Source organism: Faecalibacterium sp. i25-0019-C1 (assembly GCF_042854225.1).
Classification (GTDB): domain Bacteria; phylum Bacillota; class Clostridia; order Oscillospirales; family Ruminococcaceae; genus Faecalibacterium; species Faecalibacterium taiwanense.
This window is the reverse complement of record NZ_AP031428.1, coordinates 542,633-559,192: the sequence shown is the minus strand read 5'-3', so window position 1 is coordinate 559,192 and position 16,560 is coordinate 542,633. Positions and strand designations below refer to the sequence as shown.

12 protein-coding genes and 1 tRNA gene are annotated in these 16,560 nt (G+C 57.7%); 6 read left to right on the top strand and 7 right to left on the bottom strand.

From position 1 onward, the window contains the following. Nucleotides 1-69 precede the first annotated feature (69 nt). The 3 genes from dnaK to ACGHUK_RS02615 form a co-directional block, all read right to left on the bottom strand. The gene (gene dnaK / locus ACGHUK_RS02625; protein ID WP_390574880.1) at nt 70-1,884 is read right to left on the bottom strand and encodes a molecular chaperone DnaK; all 1,815 of its coding nucleotides are present in this window, start codon (nt 1,882-1,884) and stop codon (nt 70-72) included. A gap of 91 nt (nt 1,885-1,975) precedes the next feature. After that, nucleotides 1,976-3,076: an SseB family protein gene (locus ACGHUK_RS02620; protein WP_390574877.1), complete on the bottom strand. Its 1,101-nt coding sequence runs from the start codon at nt 3,074-3,076 to the stop codon at nt 1,976-1,978. A gap of 165 nt (nt 3,077-3,241) precedes the next feature. Further along, nucleotides 3,242-4,192: a glycosyltransferase family 2 protein gene (locus ACGHUK_RS02615; RefSeq protein WP_390574875.1), complete on the bottom strand. Its 951-nt coding sequence runs from the start codon at nt 4,190-4,192 to the stop codon at nt 3,242-3,244. A gap of 207 nt (nt 4,193-4,399) precedes the next feature. On the opposite strand from ACGHUK_RS02615, the gene ACGHUK_RS02610 reads away from it, so the two are divergent. Beyond that, a complete protein-coding gene (locus ACGHUK_RS02610; RefSeq protein ID WP_390574872.1) occupies nt 4,400-6,139 on the top strand; it encodes an ABC transporter ATP-binding protein in 1,740 nt (579 codons plus the stop codon). After that, nucleotides 6,136-7,911: an ABC transporter ATP-binding protein gene (locus ACGHUK_RS02605; RefSeq protein ID WP_390574869.1), complete on the top strand. Its 1,776-nt coding sequence runs from the start codon at nt 6,136-6,138 to the stop codon at nt 7,909-7,911. Before ACGHUK_RS02610 ends, ACGHUK_RS02605 begins: the two co-directional genes overlap by 4 nt. A 57-nt stretch (nt 7,912-7,968) precedes the next feature. Here ACGHUK_RS02605 and ACGHUK_RS02600 read toward each other — a convergent pair whose 3' ends face one another. Together ACGHUK_RS02600 and ACGHUK_RS02595 are read right to left on the bottom strand one after the other, a co-directional pair. After that, nucleotides 7,969-8,922 carry a hypothetical protein gene (locus ACGHUK_RS02600; protein ID WP_005946538.1) on the bottom strand — a complete coding sequence of 318 codons (954 nt, stop codon included), beginning with the start codon at nt 8,920-8,922 and terminating at the stop codon, nt 7,969-7,971. A 14-nt stretch (nt 8,923-8,936) separates the two neighbouring features. Then, complete coding sequence (locus ACGHUK_RS02595; RefSeq protein WP_207699128.1) at nt 8,937-9,311, bottom strand: DUF3592 domain-containing protein; 375 nt, start codon at nt 9,309-9,311, stop codon at nt 8,937-8,939. Between the two features lie 230 nt (nt 9,312-9,541). On the opposite strand from ACGHUK_RS02595, the gene ACGHUK_RS02590 reads away from it, so the two are divergent. Then, a tRNA-Leu gene (locus ACGHUK_RS02590) sits at nt 9,542-9,628 on the top strand. Nucleotides 9,629-10,000: 372 nt separating this feature from the next. Here the strand turns inward: ACGHUK_RS02590 and ACGHUK_RS02585 are convergent. Both ACGHUK_RS02585 and ACGHUK_RS02580 read right to left on the bottom strand, forming a co-directional pair. Then, on the bottom strand, nt 10,001-12,436 hold the full coding sequence (locus tag ACGHUK_RS02585) for a GH36-type glycosyl hydrolase domain-containing protein (protein ID WP_349935878.1): 2,436 nt from the start codon (nt 12,434-12,436) through the stop codon (nt 10,001-10,003). Between the two features lie 16 nt (nt 12,437-12,452). Next, on the bottom strand, nt 12,453-12,641 hold the full coding sequence (locus ACGHUK_RS02580) for a hypothetical protein (RefSeq protein ID WP_337680103.1): 189 nt from the start codon (nt 12,639-12,641) through the stop codon (nt 12,453-12,455). Between the two features lie 314 nt (nt 12,642-12,955). Here ACGHUK_RS02580 and ACGHUK_RS02575 point away from each other — a divergent pair, with 314 nt between their 5' ends. The 3 genes from ACGHUK_RS02575 to ACGHUK_RS02565 all read left to right on the top strand — a co-directional run bounded on the left by ACGHUK_RS02575 (nt 12,956) and on the right by ACGHUK_RS02565 (nt 16,560). Continuing rightward, nucleotides 12,956-13,963, top strand: coding sequence for a LacI family DNA-binding transcriptional regulator (locus ACGHUK_RS02575; protein ID WP_120081372.1), 1,008 nt, complete (start codon nt 12,956-12,958; stop codon nt 13,961-13,963). Nucleotides 13,964-14,048: 85 nt separating this feature from the next. Beyond that, complete coding sequence (locus tag ACGHUK_RS02570) at nt 14,049-15,485, top strand: twin-arginine translocation signal domain-containing protein (RefSeq protein WP_005942293.1); 1,437 nt, start codon at nt 14,049-14,051, stop codon at nt 15,483-15,485. 103 nt (nt 15,486-15,588) lie between these two features. Beyond that, nucleotides 15,589-16,560, top strand: coding sequence for a sugar ABC transporter permease (locus ACGHUK_RS02565; RefSeq protein ID WP_291014852.1), 972 nt, complete (start codon nt 15,589-15,591; stop codon nt 16,558-16,560).

The following is a 16,560-nucleotide window of genomic DNA, read 5'->3' as shown; positions in this document are numbered from 1 at the left end:
GAAAAACGTGCTCTGTGGTTTCTATTTTCCACAGAGCACAGTTCTCATCATTCTGTTTTGTTGCAACTTTTACAGCGCATTATTCGTACCATCTGTTTCCTGCTCACTGGTATAAAGCACCATCAGATGATTTGCGCTTTCTTCCAGCTGGGTCTTGGCCTGACGGAGATTGGCTTCCTCGTTTTCATTCATCTTTTCGGGCTTATCCTTGCGCAGGCAGCGGCGGAGGTTGGTGAGGTCGGTTTTGATGCGGTTCTTCTCATCCTTGTCCAGCTCCTTTTTGCATTTGGAAAGAGCCTCGTCCACCTTGTAGGCCAGCACCTCGGCCTGATTATGCAGATCCAGCCGCTCCTTGCGGCGGCTGTCCTCGGCCTCGTAGGCGGCAGCGTCTGCCATGGCACGCTGGATCTCATTTTCCGAAAGGTTGGTGCTGCCGGTGATGGTGATGTTCTGCTCCCGGCCGGTGCCAAGGTCTTTGGCAGACACCTTCACCACGCCGTTCACGTCGATATCGAAGGTAACTTCGATCTGCGGTTTGGAGGAGAAGCTTGCCCGAATGCCGGTGAGCTTGAATTTGCCCAGACTCTTGTTGTCGCGGGCAAAGTGGCGCTCGCCCTGCAGCACGTTGATCTCCACGCTGGTCTGCATGGGCCGTGCGGTGGTGAAGATCTGGCTCTTGCGGGTGGGGATCATGCTGTTGCGGGTGATCAGCGGGGTGGCCACGCCGCCCAGCGTCTCAATGGAGAGGGTCAGCGGGGTCACATCCATCAGCACAAGGCCCTGCGCGGCTGCGCCGGTGGCACCGGCCAGCTTGCCGCCGCCCTGCAGCAGACCGCCCTGCACAGCCGCACCCATGGCAACACACTCGTCCGGGTTCAGGCTGTGGCTGGGTTCGCAGCCCAGCAGCTCCTTCACCTGACGCTCCACCGCAGGCATCCGGGTGCTGCCGCCCACCAGCAGCACCTTGCCCAGCTGGCTGGCGGAAATGCCTGCATCCCGCAGCGCATTCTGCACAGGAGCCACTGTGCGGGCCAGCAGGTCGCCGGTCATCATCTCAAACTGCGGGCGGGAAAGCGAGATATCCAAGTGGTGAGGGCCGTCCTTGCCCACTGCAATGAACGGCAGGTTCAGCTGTGCCGACGGCGCGGCAGAAAGCTCCTTCTTTGCCTTTTCGGCTTCCTCTTTCAGCCGGCCCATAGCTGCCGGGTCGCGGGAGAGGTCGATGCGATCCGATTTTTTGAACTCGGCCACGGCATATTCCACGATGCGCTGATCGAAGTCGTCACCGCCCAGATGGGTGTCGCCGCCGGTGGCAAGCACCGTAAAGGTCCCGTCCTCGATCTCGATGATGGACACATCAAAGGTGCCGCCGCCGAGGTCGTAGACGAGGATCTTCTGCGATGCTTCGTTATCCAAACCATAGGCCACAGCGGCAGCAGTAGGCTCGTTGATGATGCGCAGCACGTTCAGGCCTGCAATGCGGCCTGCATCCTGCGTAGCCTTGCGCTGGCTGTCGTCGAAGTAGGCGGGCACCGTGATGACCGCTTCGGTCACCGGCTCGCCCAGATAGCTCTCGGCATCGCGGCGGATCTTGGCCAAGATCATGGCGCTGATCTCCTGCGGGGTCAGGTCTTTGCCGTCGATGTGTACCCGGTAGTCACTGCCCATATGGCGCTTGATGCTGGAGATGGTACGCCCGGAATTTGTGGCGATCTGGCGCTTGGCCGCACCGCCCACCAGACGTTCACCGTCCTTCGTGAAGGCCACAACGCTGGGGGTGGTGCGCTCACCCTCCGCATTGGTGATGACCACGGGCTTGCCGCCCTCCACCACTGCCACACAGGAATTGGTCGTGCCGAGATCGATGCCGATTACTTTGCTCATACTGTCTGTTTCCTCTCCGGTGCTGTGCATCTTGGGCGCAGCTCTTCAAATCATTTCCGAGTATATCTTACCGTCCCGATATGACGATTTTTTAGTCCAATTGTAAAGATTCCATGTCGTAAGCTGTGGCTCGGGCAGGCAGTTCACTGGTCAGTTCCCGGATGAGCTGGTCGGCTTCGGCCAGCCACTGCTCTGCGTCCGGCTCGTGCTCACGGGCCTTGATGGCAAAGCCCTGCCTTGCTTCTGCGGCCAGTGCCAGCGCCTTTTTGCGGCTGGTGTAGCGCGTTTCGGTCTGGGCCACACGCAGGCACACCTGCGGAGTGTACTCGATATCCGGCATATGGGCTGCGTTGGAGCGGGCACGGCGGTAATACAAAAGTGCCCGGCCATTGTCGCCCCGGGCAGCGTAGTCATCGCCCAGTGCAATGTTGGATAAGATCTCGCCGCTGTCTGCTGCTTCCTTCCACATGCGGCGGGCCTTGGCACGGTTCGTGCGGGTGCCGCGGCCCCTATAAATACAGTCTGCCAGCAGGGCAAGTCCCATGGCACTGCCAAGCTCGGCTGCTTTTTCAAAGCATTCCACAGCCTGCGCCCAGTTGCCCTTGCGGGCGGCTTCCTTTCCGGCATCCGCTTTCTCATCACCGGGGTCTTCCGGCGTATGGCCTGCGTGCAGCAAACCGTTGAGCAGAGCGCCGTCCAGCGTAGCCGAGTGGCTCCACGGGTCCAGCACCACGCCGTCGATCCCCTCAGTGGAAAGGGCCAGCTCCATGGCATCCTGCAGGGTGTAATCTGCCATTGGCCGGGCAGAAGTGCTGCGGTCGGCGCAGGCCGCAGCTGCAGAGGTGAACATAGGCAGCCATGTGCGGCCCTTCTCGTTGCGCAGGGTCCACAACTGCAGGTCCTTAGCCTTTGCCGTGGGCACCGGATGCTCCGTCCACGGTGCAGGCGTGTTGTGCACCGTCAGTGCCGTGCGCAGCGGCACCAGAACATGGGTCTCCATTTCCAGTGCATAGTTCAAAGCGCCCATCAGCGTCCAGAAGCTTTCTTCGTTCTGGCCTTTATATAAATTTTCCACTGCCTGCTCAAAGGCCGGGCAGCCGGTGCCCGCCGGGCTGTAGGCCGGAGCGTTCTGCCGATGCTTGCGGGTGCCCACCGGGCGCAGCCGGATGCCGCCGTCTTGTCTTTTTGCCATCTGCTCACCATTCTTCCAGTTTCTAGTCAGTTTTTAGTATAGCAGGAAATGGCTTTGGGTACAACGCCTATCTGTATGTATCCATTTTTCCCTGCTCAAAAAAAGCGGGGTGCCAGATCAGCTTCTTCTGGCACCCCGTTAAAAATACATTTTTCCTGAAACGCCTTATTCCGCGTCCAGATCTTCTTCGGTCTCAGCAGCAATATAGATCGGTCTGTGCTTTGTTTCAAGATATGTTTTGGCAAGGTACTCGCCCGCAATTCCCGTACACAGCAGCTGCACACCACTGCACAAAAGGATAATGCAGACAAGGCTCGGCCAGCCGGAAGTAGGGTCGCCGAACATCAGTGCACGCACCACCACGATTATGATGCCTACAAACGCCAATACGCAAAAGGCAAGGCCAAGGCCCGCCGCCATCAGCAGTGGAGCTGTGGAAAAGCCCACAATGCCTTCGATCGAATATTTGAGCAGACCCCAGAAGTTCCACTTTGTTGTGCCCGCCACACGCTCTACGTTTTTGTAGTCGATCCACTTTGTTTTAAAGCCGACCCAGCTGAAAATGCCCTTGCTGAAGCGGTTATATTCCGTCATGCTCAGCACGGCATCAGTCATTTTGCGGCTCATCAGGCGGAAGTCTCTTGCTCCATCCACGATCTCTGTATCCGAGAGCTTATTGATGATCTGATAAAACTTTTTGGCAAACCAGCTGCGAACGGGCGGTTCACCCTCGCGTGTCGTGCGGCGGGTGGCCGCGCAGTCATATTCGCCGGAGAGCAGCAGCTCCAGCATTTCCGGCAGCAGTGACGGCGGGTCCTGCAGATCCGCATCCATCGTTGCTACATAATCGCCCTTTGCCGCTTTTAATCCGGCATAAATGCCTGCTTCCTTGCCAAAGTTCCGGCTGAAGGAGATGTACCGCACACGGGCATCTTTCCGGTGCAATTCCCGCGCGATCTGCAGTGTGCGGTCTTTTGAGCCGTCATCCACAAAGATGAACTCAAAATCTGCTCCGTGGGATATTCCCATCTGCTGTGCGATCTTACTGGCCTCTTTATAAAAAATGGGAAGTGATTCTTCCTCATTGTAGCACGGAACGACCAAACTTATCAGCATTCCTGTTTCCCCTTTTGTGCAATATTTAAAATTATTGTAGCATACCCCCACCCTGGTTTCAACCGTTTTCGGCATTTTGCCCGGCGGTTTTCAGCACACTTTTGCAATAAAAACATTTTCTATGGCTTTTTAAGTTTTTGTACGCTATAATAAGTAGGATTTCATAAACCTTATAATGCAAGAAAGCAAGAAAGAAGGAGTATCGCCTTGAACAAGATGCTAGGCTATCTGAAGGACTACAAGCGCGAGAGCGTGCTTGCGCCCCTTTTCAAGATGCTGGAAGCCACGTTCGACCTGTTCGTGCCGCTGGTCATGGCGGATATCGTGAACATCGGCATTGCCGCCCACGACTTCCACTATATTCTTGTGCGGTGCGGCATTTTGCTGCTGCTGGCCATGATCGGCCTTGCCTGCAGCCTGACGGCACAGTATTTTTCCGCAAAGGCGGCCGTGGGCTATTCCACAGCTCTGCGCCACGCCCTGTTTGAGCACATCCAGACCCTGAGCTTTACCGAGATGGACACCCTCGGCACCAGCACCCTGATTACCCGTATGACCAGCGACGTGAATCAGGTGCAGAGCGGCCTGAACCTGTTTTTACGCCTGTTCCTGCGCAGCCCGTTCGTGGTGATCGGTGCCATGGTCATGGCCTTTACGGTGAATTCCCGTGCAGCGCTGATCTTTGTAGTGACCATCCCGCTGCTGAGCGTGGTGGTGTTCGGCATCATGGCTGCTACCCGGCCCCTGTACAAGACGGTACAGAATCGCCTTGACCGGGTGCTGGGCCTGACCCGCGAAAACCTGACCGGCGTGCGCGTGGTGCGCGCCTTTGATAAGGAAAAGAGCGAGGTAGAGCGCTTTGAGAATGCCAACGACCTGCTGACCAAGATGCAGCTCCATGTAGGCCATATCTCTGCCCTGATGAACCCGCTGACCTATGTGCTCATCAACATTGCCATTGTGGCGCTGCTATATGTGGGCAGCATTGAGATCAATGTGGGTGGCATGGCTTCCGGCGACGTGATTGCGCTGGTGAACTACATGAACCAGATCCTTGTGGAGCTGGTCAAGCTGGCAAACCTGATCGTGCAGGTGAGCAAGGCGCTGGCCTGCGCAGGCCGCGTGCAGGCTGTGCTGGACACCACGCCCGGCATGGCCTTCCCGGAAAAGCTTCTGGGCGAGGTGCCCGCCGAAAAATCCGGCGATGCTGTGCGCTTTGAGCATGTAAGCCTGACCTATGCGGGTGCCGGTGCACCCAGCCTTTCCGACATCAGCTTCACTGCAAAGCGCGGCCAGACCATTGGTGTCATCGGCGGTACCGGCAGCGGCAAATCCAGCCTTGTCAACCTGATCCCCCGCTTCTACGATGCCACCGACGGCACGGTGGAGATCATGGGCCGCGATGCCCGGAACTATCCCCGCGAAGAACTGCGCAGCAAGGCAGCCATGGTCATGCAGAAGGCCCAGCTCTTTGGCGGCACCATCCGCTCCAACCTGCTGTGGGGCAACAAGAATGCCACCGATGCGGACCTGTGGGCCGCACTGGAAACAGCACAGGCTGCGGAGTTCGTCAAAGCCAAGCCCCTTGGGCTGGACGAGCCTGTGGAGCAAGGCGGTCGCAACCTGTCCGGCGGACAGAAGCAGCGCCTGACCATCGCCCGCGCCCTTGTGGGCAAGCCGGAAATTCTGATCCTTGACGACAGCGCCAGCGCACTGGACTACGCCACCGATGCCGCCCTGCGCAAGGCACTGGCTGCTCTGCCCGGCAGCCTGACCGTGTTCATCGTGAGCCAGCGCGCCGCCAGCCTGCAGCACGCGGATCAAATTCTGGTGCTGGACGACGGCCATCTGGTGGGCATCGGCACCCACGACCAGCTGCGCCAGATCTGCCCCGTCTACGAGGAGATCTACGAGAGCCAGTTCAAGAAAGGGGATGCGCAGAAATGAGTGCAAAAGCAAAAACAAAGCTGACCCCGCAGCAGCGCAAGGCCACCTTGACCCGTGTTCTGAGCAAGATCAAACCTTATTCCCTGTTTGTGGTGTGCAGCCTTGTAGTGGCCGCTGTGAGCGTGGGCGCACAGCTGTATATTCCCATCCTCTGCGGCAGCGCCATTGATATGATGCTGGGCAAGGGTGCCGTAGATTTTGGCGGTGTGATGCGCATTATCATCGAGGTGCTGGTGGTTGCCGGTGTGGCCGCTCTTGCGCAGTGGCTGCTGAGCGTGTGCAACAACCGCATCGCCTTCCTTGTCAGCCGCGACCTGCGCAACGAAGCCCTGCGCAAAATTCAGACCCTGCCGCTGTCCTACCTCGACAGCCACCCCTCCGGCGATATCGTCAGCCGCATGGTGGCCGATGTGGATACCTTTGCGGACGGCCTGCTGATGGGCTTTACACAGCTGTTCAGCGGCGTTCTGACCATCCTCGGCACCCTGCTGTTCATGCTCAGCGAGAATGTGCCCATCACGCTGGTGGTGGTGTGCATCACCCCGCTGAGCCTCGTGGTGGCAAGCTTCCTTGCCAAGCGCAGCTATGGTTACTTCCAGAGCCAGAGCGCCGTGCGCGGCGAGCAGACCGCGCTGGTCAACGAGATGATTGAGGGCCAGAAGGTGGTGCAGGCCTTCGGCCACGAGGCCGAGAGCCTTACCGCCTTTGACGAGGTGAATGGCCGTCTGCAGGACGTGAGCCTGAAGGCCATCTTCTTTTCCAGCCTGACCAACCCCGCCACCCGCTTTGTGAATAACATCGTGTACGCAGGCGTGGGCCTTGTGGGTGCCGTGTACGCGGTGCGGGGCGGCATCACCATCGGCCAGCTGAGCGTGTTTTTGAGCTACGCCAACCAGTACACCAAGCCCTTCAACGAAATTTCCGGTGTAGTCACCGAGCTGCAGAATGCCCTGGCCTGCGCCGCCCGCGTGTTTGAGCTGCTGGATGCCGACGATCAGGTGCCGGAAGTCGAGAACGCCTCCGTGCTGCAGCCGGACGGCCATGTGCAGCTGGAGGATATTTCCTTCCGCTACCTGCCCGACCGCCCGCTGATCGAGGGCCTTTCCCTCGACGTAAAGCCCGGCCAGCGCATTGCCATCGTCGGCCCTACCGGCTGCGGCAAGACCACCCTCATCAACCTGCTCATGCGCTTCTATGATGTGAACGGCGGTTCCATCAAGGTGTCCGGCACCGACATCCGGGATGTGACCCGCGCTTCCCTGCGCGGCAGCTACGGCATGGTGCTGCAGGACACCTGGCTGCGTGCCGGTACCGTGCGGGAAAACATTGCCTACGGCAAGCCGGATGCAAGCCTTGAAGAGATCGTGGCAGCAGCCAAAGCCGCCCATGCAGACAGCTTCATCCGCCGCCTGCCGGAGGGCTACGATACCGTCATCGCCGAGGACGGCGGCAACATCAGTCAGGGCCAGAAGCAGCTGCTGTGCATTGCCCGCGTGATGCTCTGCCTGCCGCCGATGCTGATCCTGGACGAAGCAACATCCTCCATTGATACCCGCACCGAGGTGCGTATCCAGAAAGCTTTTGCCCGCATGATGCAGGGCCGTACCAGCTTTATTGTGGCGCACCGCCTTTCCACCATCCGCGAGGCGGACGTGATCCTTGTGATGAAGGACGGCCACATTGTGGAGCAGGGCAGCCACGACGAGCTGCTTGCTGCAAACGGCTTCTACGCCAAGCTCTACAACAGCCAGTTCGAGGGCGTGGAGACCTGAGAGTTCCTGATAATAATAACAAAAAGGAGCGATGCGCTGCATCGCTCCTTTTTGTTATTATTTGCTTTCAACTTTCTGCACGATGGGTTCATCGGGCGGCGGCGTGAGGGTAGAGTGCTCCACAATGAACTGCTCCGCCCTCTCCCGGGCCAGACGCTGGCGCACCTTGCGTGCATCGTTGGCGGGGAAGGTGCGCTCGCCGTCCAGCTTGGCATCCCAGTGGGCAGCGGCTGCTTCCACCTCGGCGTCCGTGGGTGCAAGGCCCTCCTTTTCTGCCACCAGCAGAAGCCCCAGCCAGCTGCGCAGCTTGCGCTCTGCCTGCGCGTGGAGCCATGCACGGAACTCTTCCACCGTCTGGCCGCGCACTTTAAGGAACTGGTCAAAGTTGATGCCATTGGCCTGCAGGCTCAGGTTGAACTGGCGCTGCTCGGCAAAATAGTTACCGCCCACCAGCTGCTTTGGCAGCGGGCCTTTCACTGCATCGCCCAGCTGCCATACCAGCTCCTTGCGTGCCCGCTGCTCAGCCTGGGCACAGCGCTGTGCCCAGATCTCGCGGGCCACCTGCTGCCGCAGCGCCGCCTTGCCCGCTGCATCGGCTGCACGTTCTTCGTCGCCGTGGTGGCGGTTGATCTCCAGTTCAATGGTCAGCTGCCGGATGGGGTGCGGCTCAATGGGCTGCACGAAACCGGTGTATGCTCCCACTTCCAGCGGCGGCAGCGCGTAGAACTGCGCACCCGCCCGGAAGCCCTCGGCCCGGTTCACCGCCAGCAATTCAAAATCCGGGTCGGTCACCGGCACCACATGGTACTCCTGCACCAGCTGCTCATACAGCGCCGAAAAGCCGCCAAGAATGGTGCGATTCACCGCCTCAGTCAGCAGACCGTCCTCTTCCTGCGGCGCGTCCGGCTCCGCCTGCACCTGTGCAACGGCTGCCGCCAGTTCCTCGGCACCGGCTGTGAATACCAGACGGCAGTCGCCCGGCTCAGCCATGCCAAAATGTTCCAGTTTCATCCTCTTTTCCCCTTTCAGCGGGCAATGCCCACGGTCAGCACCAGCAGGGCCACACCTATCACGGTATACAACACCTCGGCTCCCAGCGTGGCCCGGTCGCCTTCCACGTACATCTTCTCCGGGTCGTCGGGGTCATAATATAAGGTGACGGTATCCCCCACCGCAAAGCTCTTGCCCCGCGCAGGCTTCGGGTAGTGCAGCCGATGGCTGCCGCCTGCGGTGGTAAAGGCCAGCACATAGGCACCGCCATCCCGGCTCCGCACGGTGCCCTCCACCGTGGCTGTGACCTTCTGCCCCTGCGTGCACAGCCTGCGCCGTGCCAGCACACTGCGCAGAGCCATAAAGAACATGATGCCTGCTCCCAGCAGGAAAATAATGATATTGAACATTCTGCATTTCCCTCGTTTTCTCAGTCTGCGCGCAGGACACCCTCCCAGCGCGTCCTGTTTATTGTATCACACTTTGGCAAAAATTTCGCCCTGCAGCCGCCATTCAGAATGCATCAATTTTCAAGCAAAATTTTGTCGAGAAAAATTAAAAATAATGCTTGACATTCTTCGTATATCTGGTATAATAACTATCGTTCCGAGCGGCACAGCTCACGAACACAACAGAATATGCGGATATGGCGGAATTGGCAGACGCGTTAGATTCAGGTTCTAATCGGGGCAACTCGGTGGAGGTTCAAGTCCTCTTATCCGCACCAAGAAAAACCAGTACACATTGTGTACTGGTTTTTCTTTTTATATAAACGATGGAAGGGGCTCGAACAGGGCGGCGGCGCATAGCGCCGCAAGCAATCAGCCCAGTGCAACAACGACGACCGCAGCCTGCGGCTGAAACAGGGAGGAGTTGTTGGGGCCGCGTTCTGATTTTTCAAAGCCCTGCCAAGGGGTTGTAGAAAAATCAGCAAACGCAACCCGTAAGGCCTTGACCGCCAGATTCCGCCGCGGTTCCCAACCCGTAGGAATGTCTATCGGGAGGCTGCCGCTAAAATAGAAAATCCGAACCTTTTCTCGATAGGAGAAGGGTTCGGATTTTTTGTATTCTTCGGAAAATTGAACGAATGCAGTAAAGGTTATCCCATAGTCACCTGCACCTCTACCACAGCGCCTTCTGGTGCCAGCGGCAGCAGGCTGCCCTCAATGGGCTTGCCATCCACAGCGACGCTCTTCACACCGTACTGGACTGCAGCGGTATTATCCACTGCAATGTGATAGGTTGCGCCCCGGTAGCGGCGGGTAACGGTGAAGCCGCCCAGCGTGTGTGGGATACAGGGGTCTACCTTCAGGCCGTCCAGCGTGGGCTGGATGCCAAGGATATACTGGCTCACATTGAAGAAGGTCCATGCGGCAGTGCCGGTCAGCCAGCTGTTCTTTGCTTCGCCAAAGGTGGGGGCATCCTTACCGGCCACCATCTGGCTGTAAACATAGGGTTCGGTGCGGTGGATCTCGGAAATATCCTCGATGTAGGCCGGGCATGTCTTGCGGTACACCTCAAAGGCCCGGTCGCCATGCCCCAGAACGGCTTCGGCACAGCTGATCCACGGATTGTTGTGGCAGAAGATACCGGCGTTCTCCTTGTATCCCGGAGGATAGCTGGAAATTTCGCCCAGATTGAGCTGATAACTGGTGTATGCAGGTTGGTGCAGAACCACACCGTACTTGGTATCCAGCCGTTCCTCTACGCTCTTCAATGCCTGCGCGGCCTGACCGGTCTCCTTGCCAATGCCAGCCATGACGCACATGCCCTGCGGCTCAATGAAGATCTGGCCCTCGGTGCACTCCTTGCTGCCAACAGGCTTGCCAAAAGCATCGTAGGCGCGGCGGAACCATGCGCCGTCCCAGCCAGAGGTCAGGGCCGCCTGTTCCACGCCGTCCACGGCCTTGCGGGCCGCAGCGGCTTCATCGGCAAGGTTCAGGTGGTCGCACAGTTCGGCGTACTCGTGGCCGTACTTGACGAACATGCCCGCAATGAACACGCTTTCGGCCACAGGGCCTTCGCTGGGACCGGTGATCTGGAAGCTCTCGCCCGGGTGCTCCGAGAAACAGTTCAGGTTCAGGCAGTCGTTCCAGTCGGCGCGGCCAATAAGCGGCAGGCCGTGGGGGCCAAGGTGGGTGACGGTAAAGTTGAAGCTGCGGCGCAGATGCTCCATCAGGCTCTGTGCCTTGCTGGCATCATTATCAAAGGGCACCTGCTCGTCCAGAATAGACCAGTCGCCGGTCTCGCGCAGATAGGCGGCAGTGCCGGCAATGAGCCACAGCGGGTCATCGTTGAAGCCGGTGCCGATATCGCGGTTGCCTTTCTTGGTCAGGGGCTGGTACTGGTGGTAGGCGCTGCCATCCTCAAACTGGGTGGCGGCGATATCCAGAATGCGCTCCCGTGCGCGGGACGGAATGATGTGTACAAAGCCCAGCAGATCCTGACAGCTGTCGCGGAAGCCCATGCCGCGGCCGGTCCCGCTTTCAAAGTAGCTGGCCGAGCGGCTCATATTGAAGGTGACCATACACTGATACTGGTGCCAGATGTTCACCATACGGTCCAGCTTTTCCTCGCCGGATTCCAGATGGTAGGTGGAGAGCAGAGCTTCCCAGTGGTCGGCCAGCGCCTTGCGGGCCGCGTCCACCTGTGCATCGGTGGCATAGCGTGCGATCATGGCATGGGCACGCTCCTTGTTGATAACACCGGGAGCCGTGAACTTTTCTTCCTGTGGGTTCTCGATGTAGCCCAGACCGAAGAGGATCTTCTTTTCCTCACCCGGTGCAAGGGTGACATGGATGTGCAGCGCGCCCACCGGTGCCCAGCCGTGGGCGATGCTGCCGGAGCAGTGCCCGGCGCGGACGGCCTGCGGGTCTGCAGGGCCGCCATACACACCGCAGAAGGCATCGCGGGTGGTATCAAAGCTGGTAACGGGCGTATTGCTCCAGAATACCGCATAGTGATTGCGGCGCTCACGGTATTCCGTCTTATGGTAGATGATGGCCGGCTCCACCTCCACCTCGCCGGTGGAGAAGTTGCGCTGGAAGTTGGAGCTGTCGTCAATGGCATCCCACAGGCAGAACTCCACATAGCTGAACACATCCAGCTCTTTTACGGCATCCGTCTTATTTTTCAAAGTCAGGCGGTCCAGCTCACAGGCATCGCCGGTGGGCACGAACAGCTCCTGCGCAGCGGAGACACCGTTCTTCTCACCCTCCAGAATGGTATAGCCCAGACCGTGGCGGCAGGCGTAGCTGTCCAGCTCTGTCTTGGTGGGCTGCCAGCCGGGGTTCCAGACGGTATCGCCATCCTTGATGTAAATGTGGTGGCCGTCCATATCCAGCGGGGAGCTGTTATAGCGGTAGCGGGTCAGGCGGCGCATCCGCGCATCGCGGTAAAAGCTGTAGCCGCCCGCCGTATTTGAGACAAGACTGAAGAAATCCTCGCTGCCAAGGTAGTTGATCCAGGGCAGAGGCGTGCGCGGGGTGGTGATGACATATTCTTTGCGTGCATCATCAAAATGGCCGAATTTCATAAATGCTTCCTCCTTATCAGCTGCCGGTAGCCCCGGCGGCATCGCTTTTGCGAAAACGATTAAGGCAGACGATCAAAGCATTCTCTTTGCTTCTAGCATAGCCCAAGCAGGCCAAAAAAGCAAGAGGATTTTCTAAAAAAATTCTGAAAGTATCTTTCATAAATACGTATGTTTTCATGATTTTCAGAAAATTTATTTCAAGCACGCTTTTTGTGCTTCCTGTAAGCGAAAACGCTGAAACACAATTTATAGGTAATATTATATACGGCGAAAATCGTAACGAAACCGCAACGAAAATCTTTTGATTTTAACCGAAATGTAACGAAACCCATCCAAGATGCACAATTTCGGTTCTTCAGAAACGAACAAAACGCCAAAATTGAGCCAAAAGCAATGAAAGTTATTCTTTTGAGCTTGATTTTTCGTACAAAATACGCTATCATGAAATTGCGAAAACGATTAAGGACTTGACGGAGAACATCCCCCGTAAAACGTTCTTCGGAAGGAGGCAAACGAGCGATGCCGTCCCTGAAAGATCTGGCAAAGGAATGCGGCGTATCGGTGGCAACGGTCAGCAAGGCGCTGAACGACCAGCCGGATATCTCGCCTGCCACACGAGAACGGGTGCGGGCCGCAGCGCACCGTATGGGCTACCTGCCCAATGCTGCCGCCCGTTCCTTGAAAACAAACCGTACTTACAATCTGGGCGTTCTGTTCGTGGATGAACGGCAGAGCGGCCTGACCCACGAATACTTTTCCGCCGTGCTGGATAGCTTCAAGGTGGAAGCCGAGAAACACGGCTACGACATCACCTTTATCAACCACAATATCAGCGGCAAGAGCATGAGCTACCTTGAGCACTGCCGCTACCGCAATGTGGACGGTGTGGTGATCGCCTGCGTGAATTTCTACGAGCCGCAGGTGGTGGAGCTGGTGAACAGCGAGGTGCCGGTGGTCACGATCGATCACGTGTTCAATAACCGCATGGCGATCCTCTCGGATAACGTTTTCGGCCTGAAGGCACTGGTGCGGCAGGCATGGGCCTGCGGCCACCGCCGCATCGCCTTTATCCACGGCGAAAAGACCGCCGTTACCGAGAACCGCGTTGCAGGTTTCTATCAGGCCTGCGAAGAGCTTGGCCTGAAGATCCCGGAAGCTTATGTGCGGGAGGGCATCTACCATGATGCCGACCGCTGTGCCGCCGAGACCAAAGCGCTGCTGGAGCTTCCGCAGCCGCCCACCTGCATCATCTTCCCGGACGATTTCTCCGCGCTGGGCGGCTACAACGCCATCAGCGAAGCGGGCCTTTCGATCCCCGAGGACATCTCGGTGATGGGCTACGACGGCATCTACCTTTCCCGGGTGGTCAAGCCTCAGCTGGTGACTTACCAGCAGAACACCGCCGCGCTGGGCCGCACGGCTGCCGACAAGCTCATTGAGCTGATCGAGCATCCAAGAGTGACCCTGCCCGAACAGATCCGCGTTTCCGGCAAATTGCTGGACGGCGGGTCGGTCAGCATTCTTTAATATGTCTCTAAAGGCTCTTGCTACGGAACCTTTTATGAAGAACACTTTTGTAAATAATGGAAAACCATGAAGGAGGTTTACCCTTATGAAAAAGATCTCTCGCCGTAATTTCCTGCTCGCTTCCGGTGCCGTGACCATTGGTGCAGCTCTGGCTGCCTGTGGTGGTTCTTCTTCCACCAGCACCGCTTCTTCTGCTCCGGCTTCCTCTGCTGCTTCCGCTGCTCCCGCAGCACAGGGCAAGGTGCTGAACATCTGGTGCTGGAATGATGAGTTCCAGAGCCGCTTCAACGACTACTATCCGGAAGTTTCCGAGATCGCAGCCGACAAGTCCACCACCACCCTGAAGGATGGCACCGTTGTGAAGTGGACCATCAATGCCAACGAGAACAACAACTATCAGAACAAGCTGGACGAAGCCCTGCTGAGTCAGGACAGCGCTGCTGATGACGACAAGATCGACATCTTCCTGATCGAGGCTGACTATGCTCTGAAGTATGTGGATTCCGATTACGTTCTGGATGTCAAGGCAGACATCGGCCTGACCGACGACGATCTGGCTGGCCAGTACCAGTACACCAAGGACATCGTTAGTGTGGACGGCAGCCAGCGCGGCACCACCTGGCAGGCAACTCCCGGTCTGTTTGCATACCGCCGCAGCATTGCCAAGGATGTTCTTGGCACCGATGATCCCGCCGAAGTGCAGACCTACCTGTCCGACTGGGATAAGTTCAATGATGTAGCTGCACAGGCAGCCGCCAAGGGCTACAAGATGCTGTCCGGCTTTGATGATGCATACCGCACCTTCTCCAACAACGTGGCAGCTCCGTGGGTCACCGGCACTACCGTTACCGTTGATGAGAACATTATGAAGTGGGTCGATCAGACCAAGGAGTACACCGATAAGGGCTATAACAACAAGTCCAGCCTGTGGGACAGCCAGTGGGCAGCCGATCAGGGTCCCACCGGTAAGGTGTTCGGCTTCTTCTACTCCACTTGGGGCATCAACTTCACCCTGCTGGGCAACTCTCTGGAGACTCCTGTCGCTGAGGGCGGCAAGGAAGAAGTTGGCAACGGTATCTACGGCGATTACGCTGTGTGCGAAGGCCCTCAGCCCTATTACTGGGGCGGCACCTGGATCTGCGGCGCAGCCGGCAGCGACAACATCGAGACCATTAAGGATGTTATGCAGAAGCTGACCTGCGATGAAGCCATCATGAAGCAGATCACCATGGATACGCAGGACTACACCAACAACGAGAAGGCTATGAACGAGATCGCAAACAGCGATTACAGCTCCGCTTTCCTGGGCGGCCAGAACCACATCGCTCTGTTTGCAGAGGCTGCAGCCAAGATCGATATGTCCAACGCCGGTCCGTACGATCAGGGCCTGAATGAGAGCTTCCAGAATGCGTTCAAGGATTACTTCACCGGCAACGTGGACGAAGATACCGCAAAGGCAAACTTCGAGACCGCTATCAAGGAGAAGTATCCTGAGCTGACCGACGTGGTGTGGCCCGCATAATAGCAGCCGACCCTAAAACGGAAAAGTGAATACGCAGGGGCGGGCCGGACGCTGTTCCCGCCCGCCCCTGTTCTTTCCGCAAATTTACCAGGAGGCGATCCTTATGGGAGAAAAGAAAAAGAAAGGGTCGATCAGCTACGCGAAATGGGGCTACATCTTCATTGCGCCGTTCTTCATCATCTTCGCGGTATTCCAGCTGATCCCTCTGGCATCCACCATTTACTACAGCTTTTTTGAATATTACCGCAGCGGCCTGAAGATCATTGGCCCGAACTTTGTGGGCCTGAAAAACTACATTACCCTGTTCGCAACCGATCTGCCCAAGTACTTTGGCAACACGCTGATCCTGTGGATCATCGGCTTTATCCCGCAGATCGCCATTTCCCTGTTGCTGGCAGCATGGTTCACCGATCTGCGCCTGAAGTTGAAGGGCCAGACCTTCTTCAAGACGGTCATCTACATGCCCAACCTGATCATGGCCTCCGCCTTTGCAATGCTGTTCTTCGCGCTGTTCTCGGACAACGGCCCGGTGAACGCCGTGCTGCTGAGCATGGGCTGGATCGATGCACCCATCAGCTTTTTGAACACCGTGTGGGGCAACCGCGGGCTGATCGGCCTGATGAACTTCCTGATGTGGTTCGGCAACACCACCATCATGCTGATGGCGGCCATCATGGGCGTGGATCCCACCCTGTACGAAGCGGCTGAACTAGACGGCTGCACTCCGAACCAGATGTTCTGGAAGATCACCATTCCGCTGATCCGTCCCATCCTTGTTTACGTCATGATCACCTCCATGATCGGCGGCCTGCAGATGTTCGATGTGCCGCAGATTTTAACCAACGGCAAGGGCGGCCCGGACCGCACCTCCACCACCATGATCATGTACCTGAACAACCACCTGTTCAGCAAGAACTACGGCATGGCCGGTGCTGTATCCGTGGTGCTGTTCCTCGTGTGCGCAGTGCTGTGCGTTGTGGTCTACTTCTCCCTTACCAAGGAGGATGACGGCCTGACCCGCGCCCAGCGCAAAGAACTGAACGCCGCCAAAAAGGCAGCAAAAGGAGGGAAATGA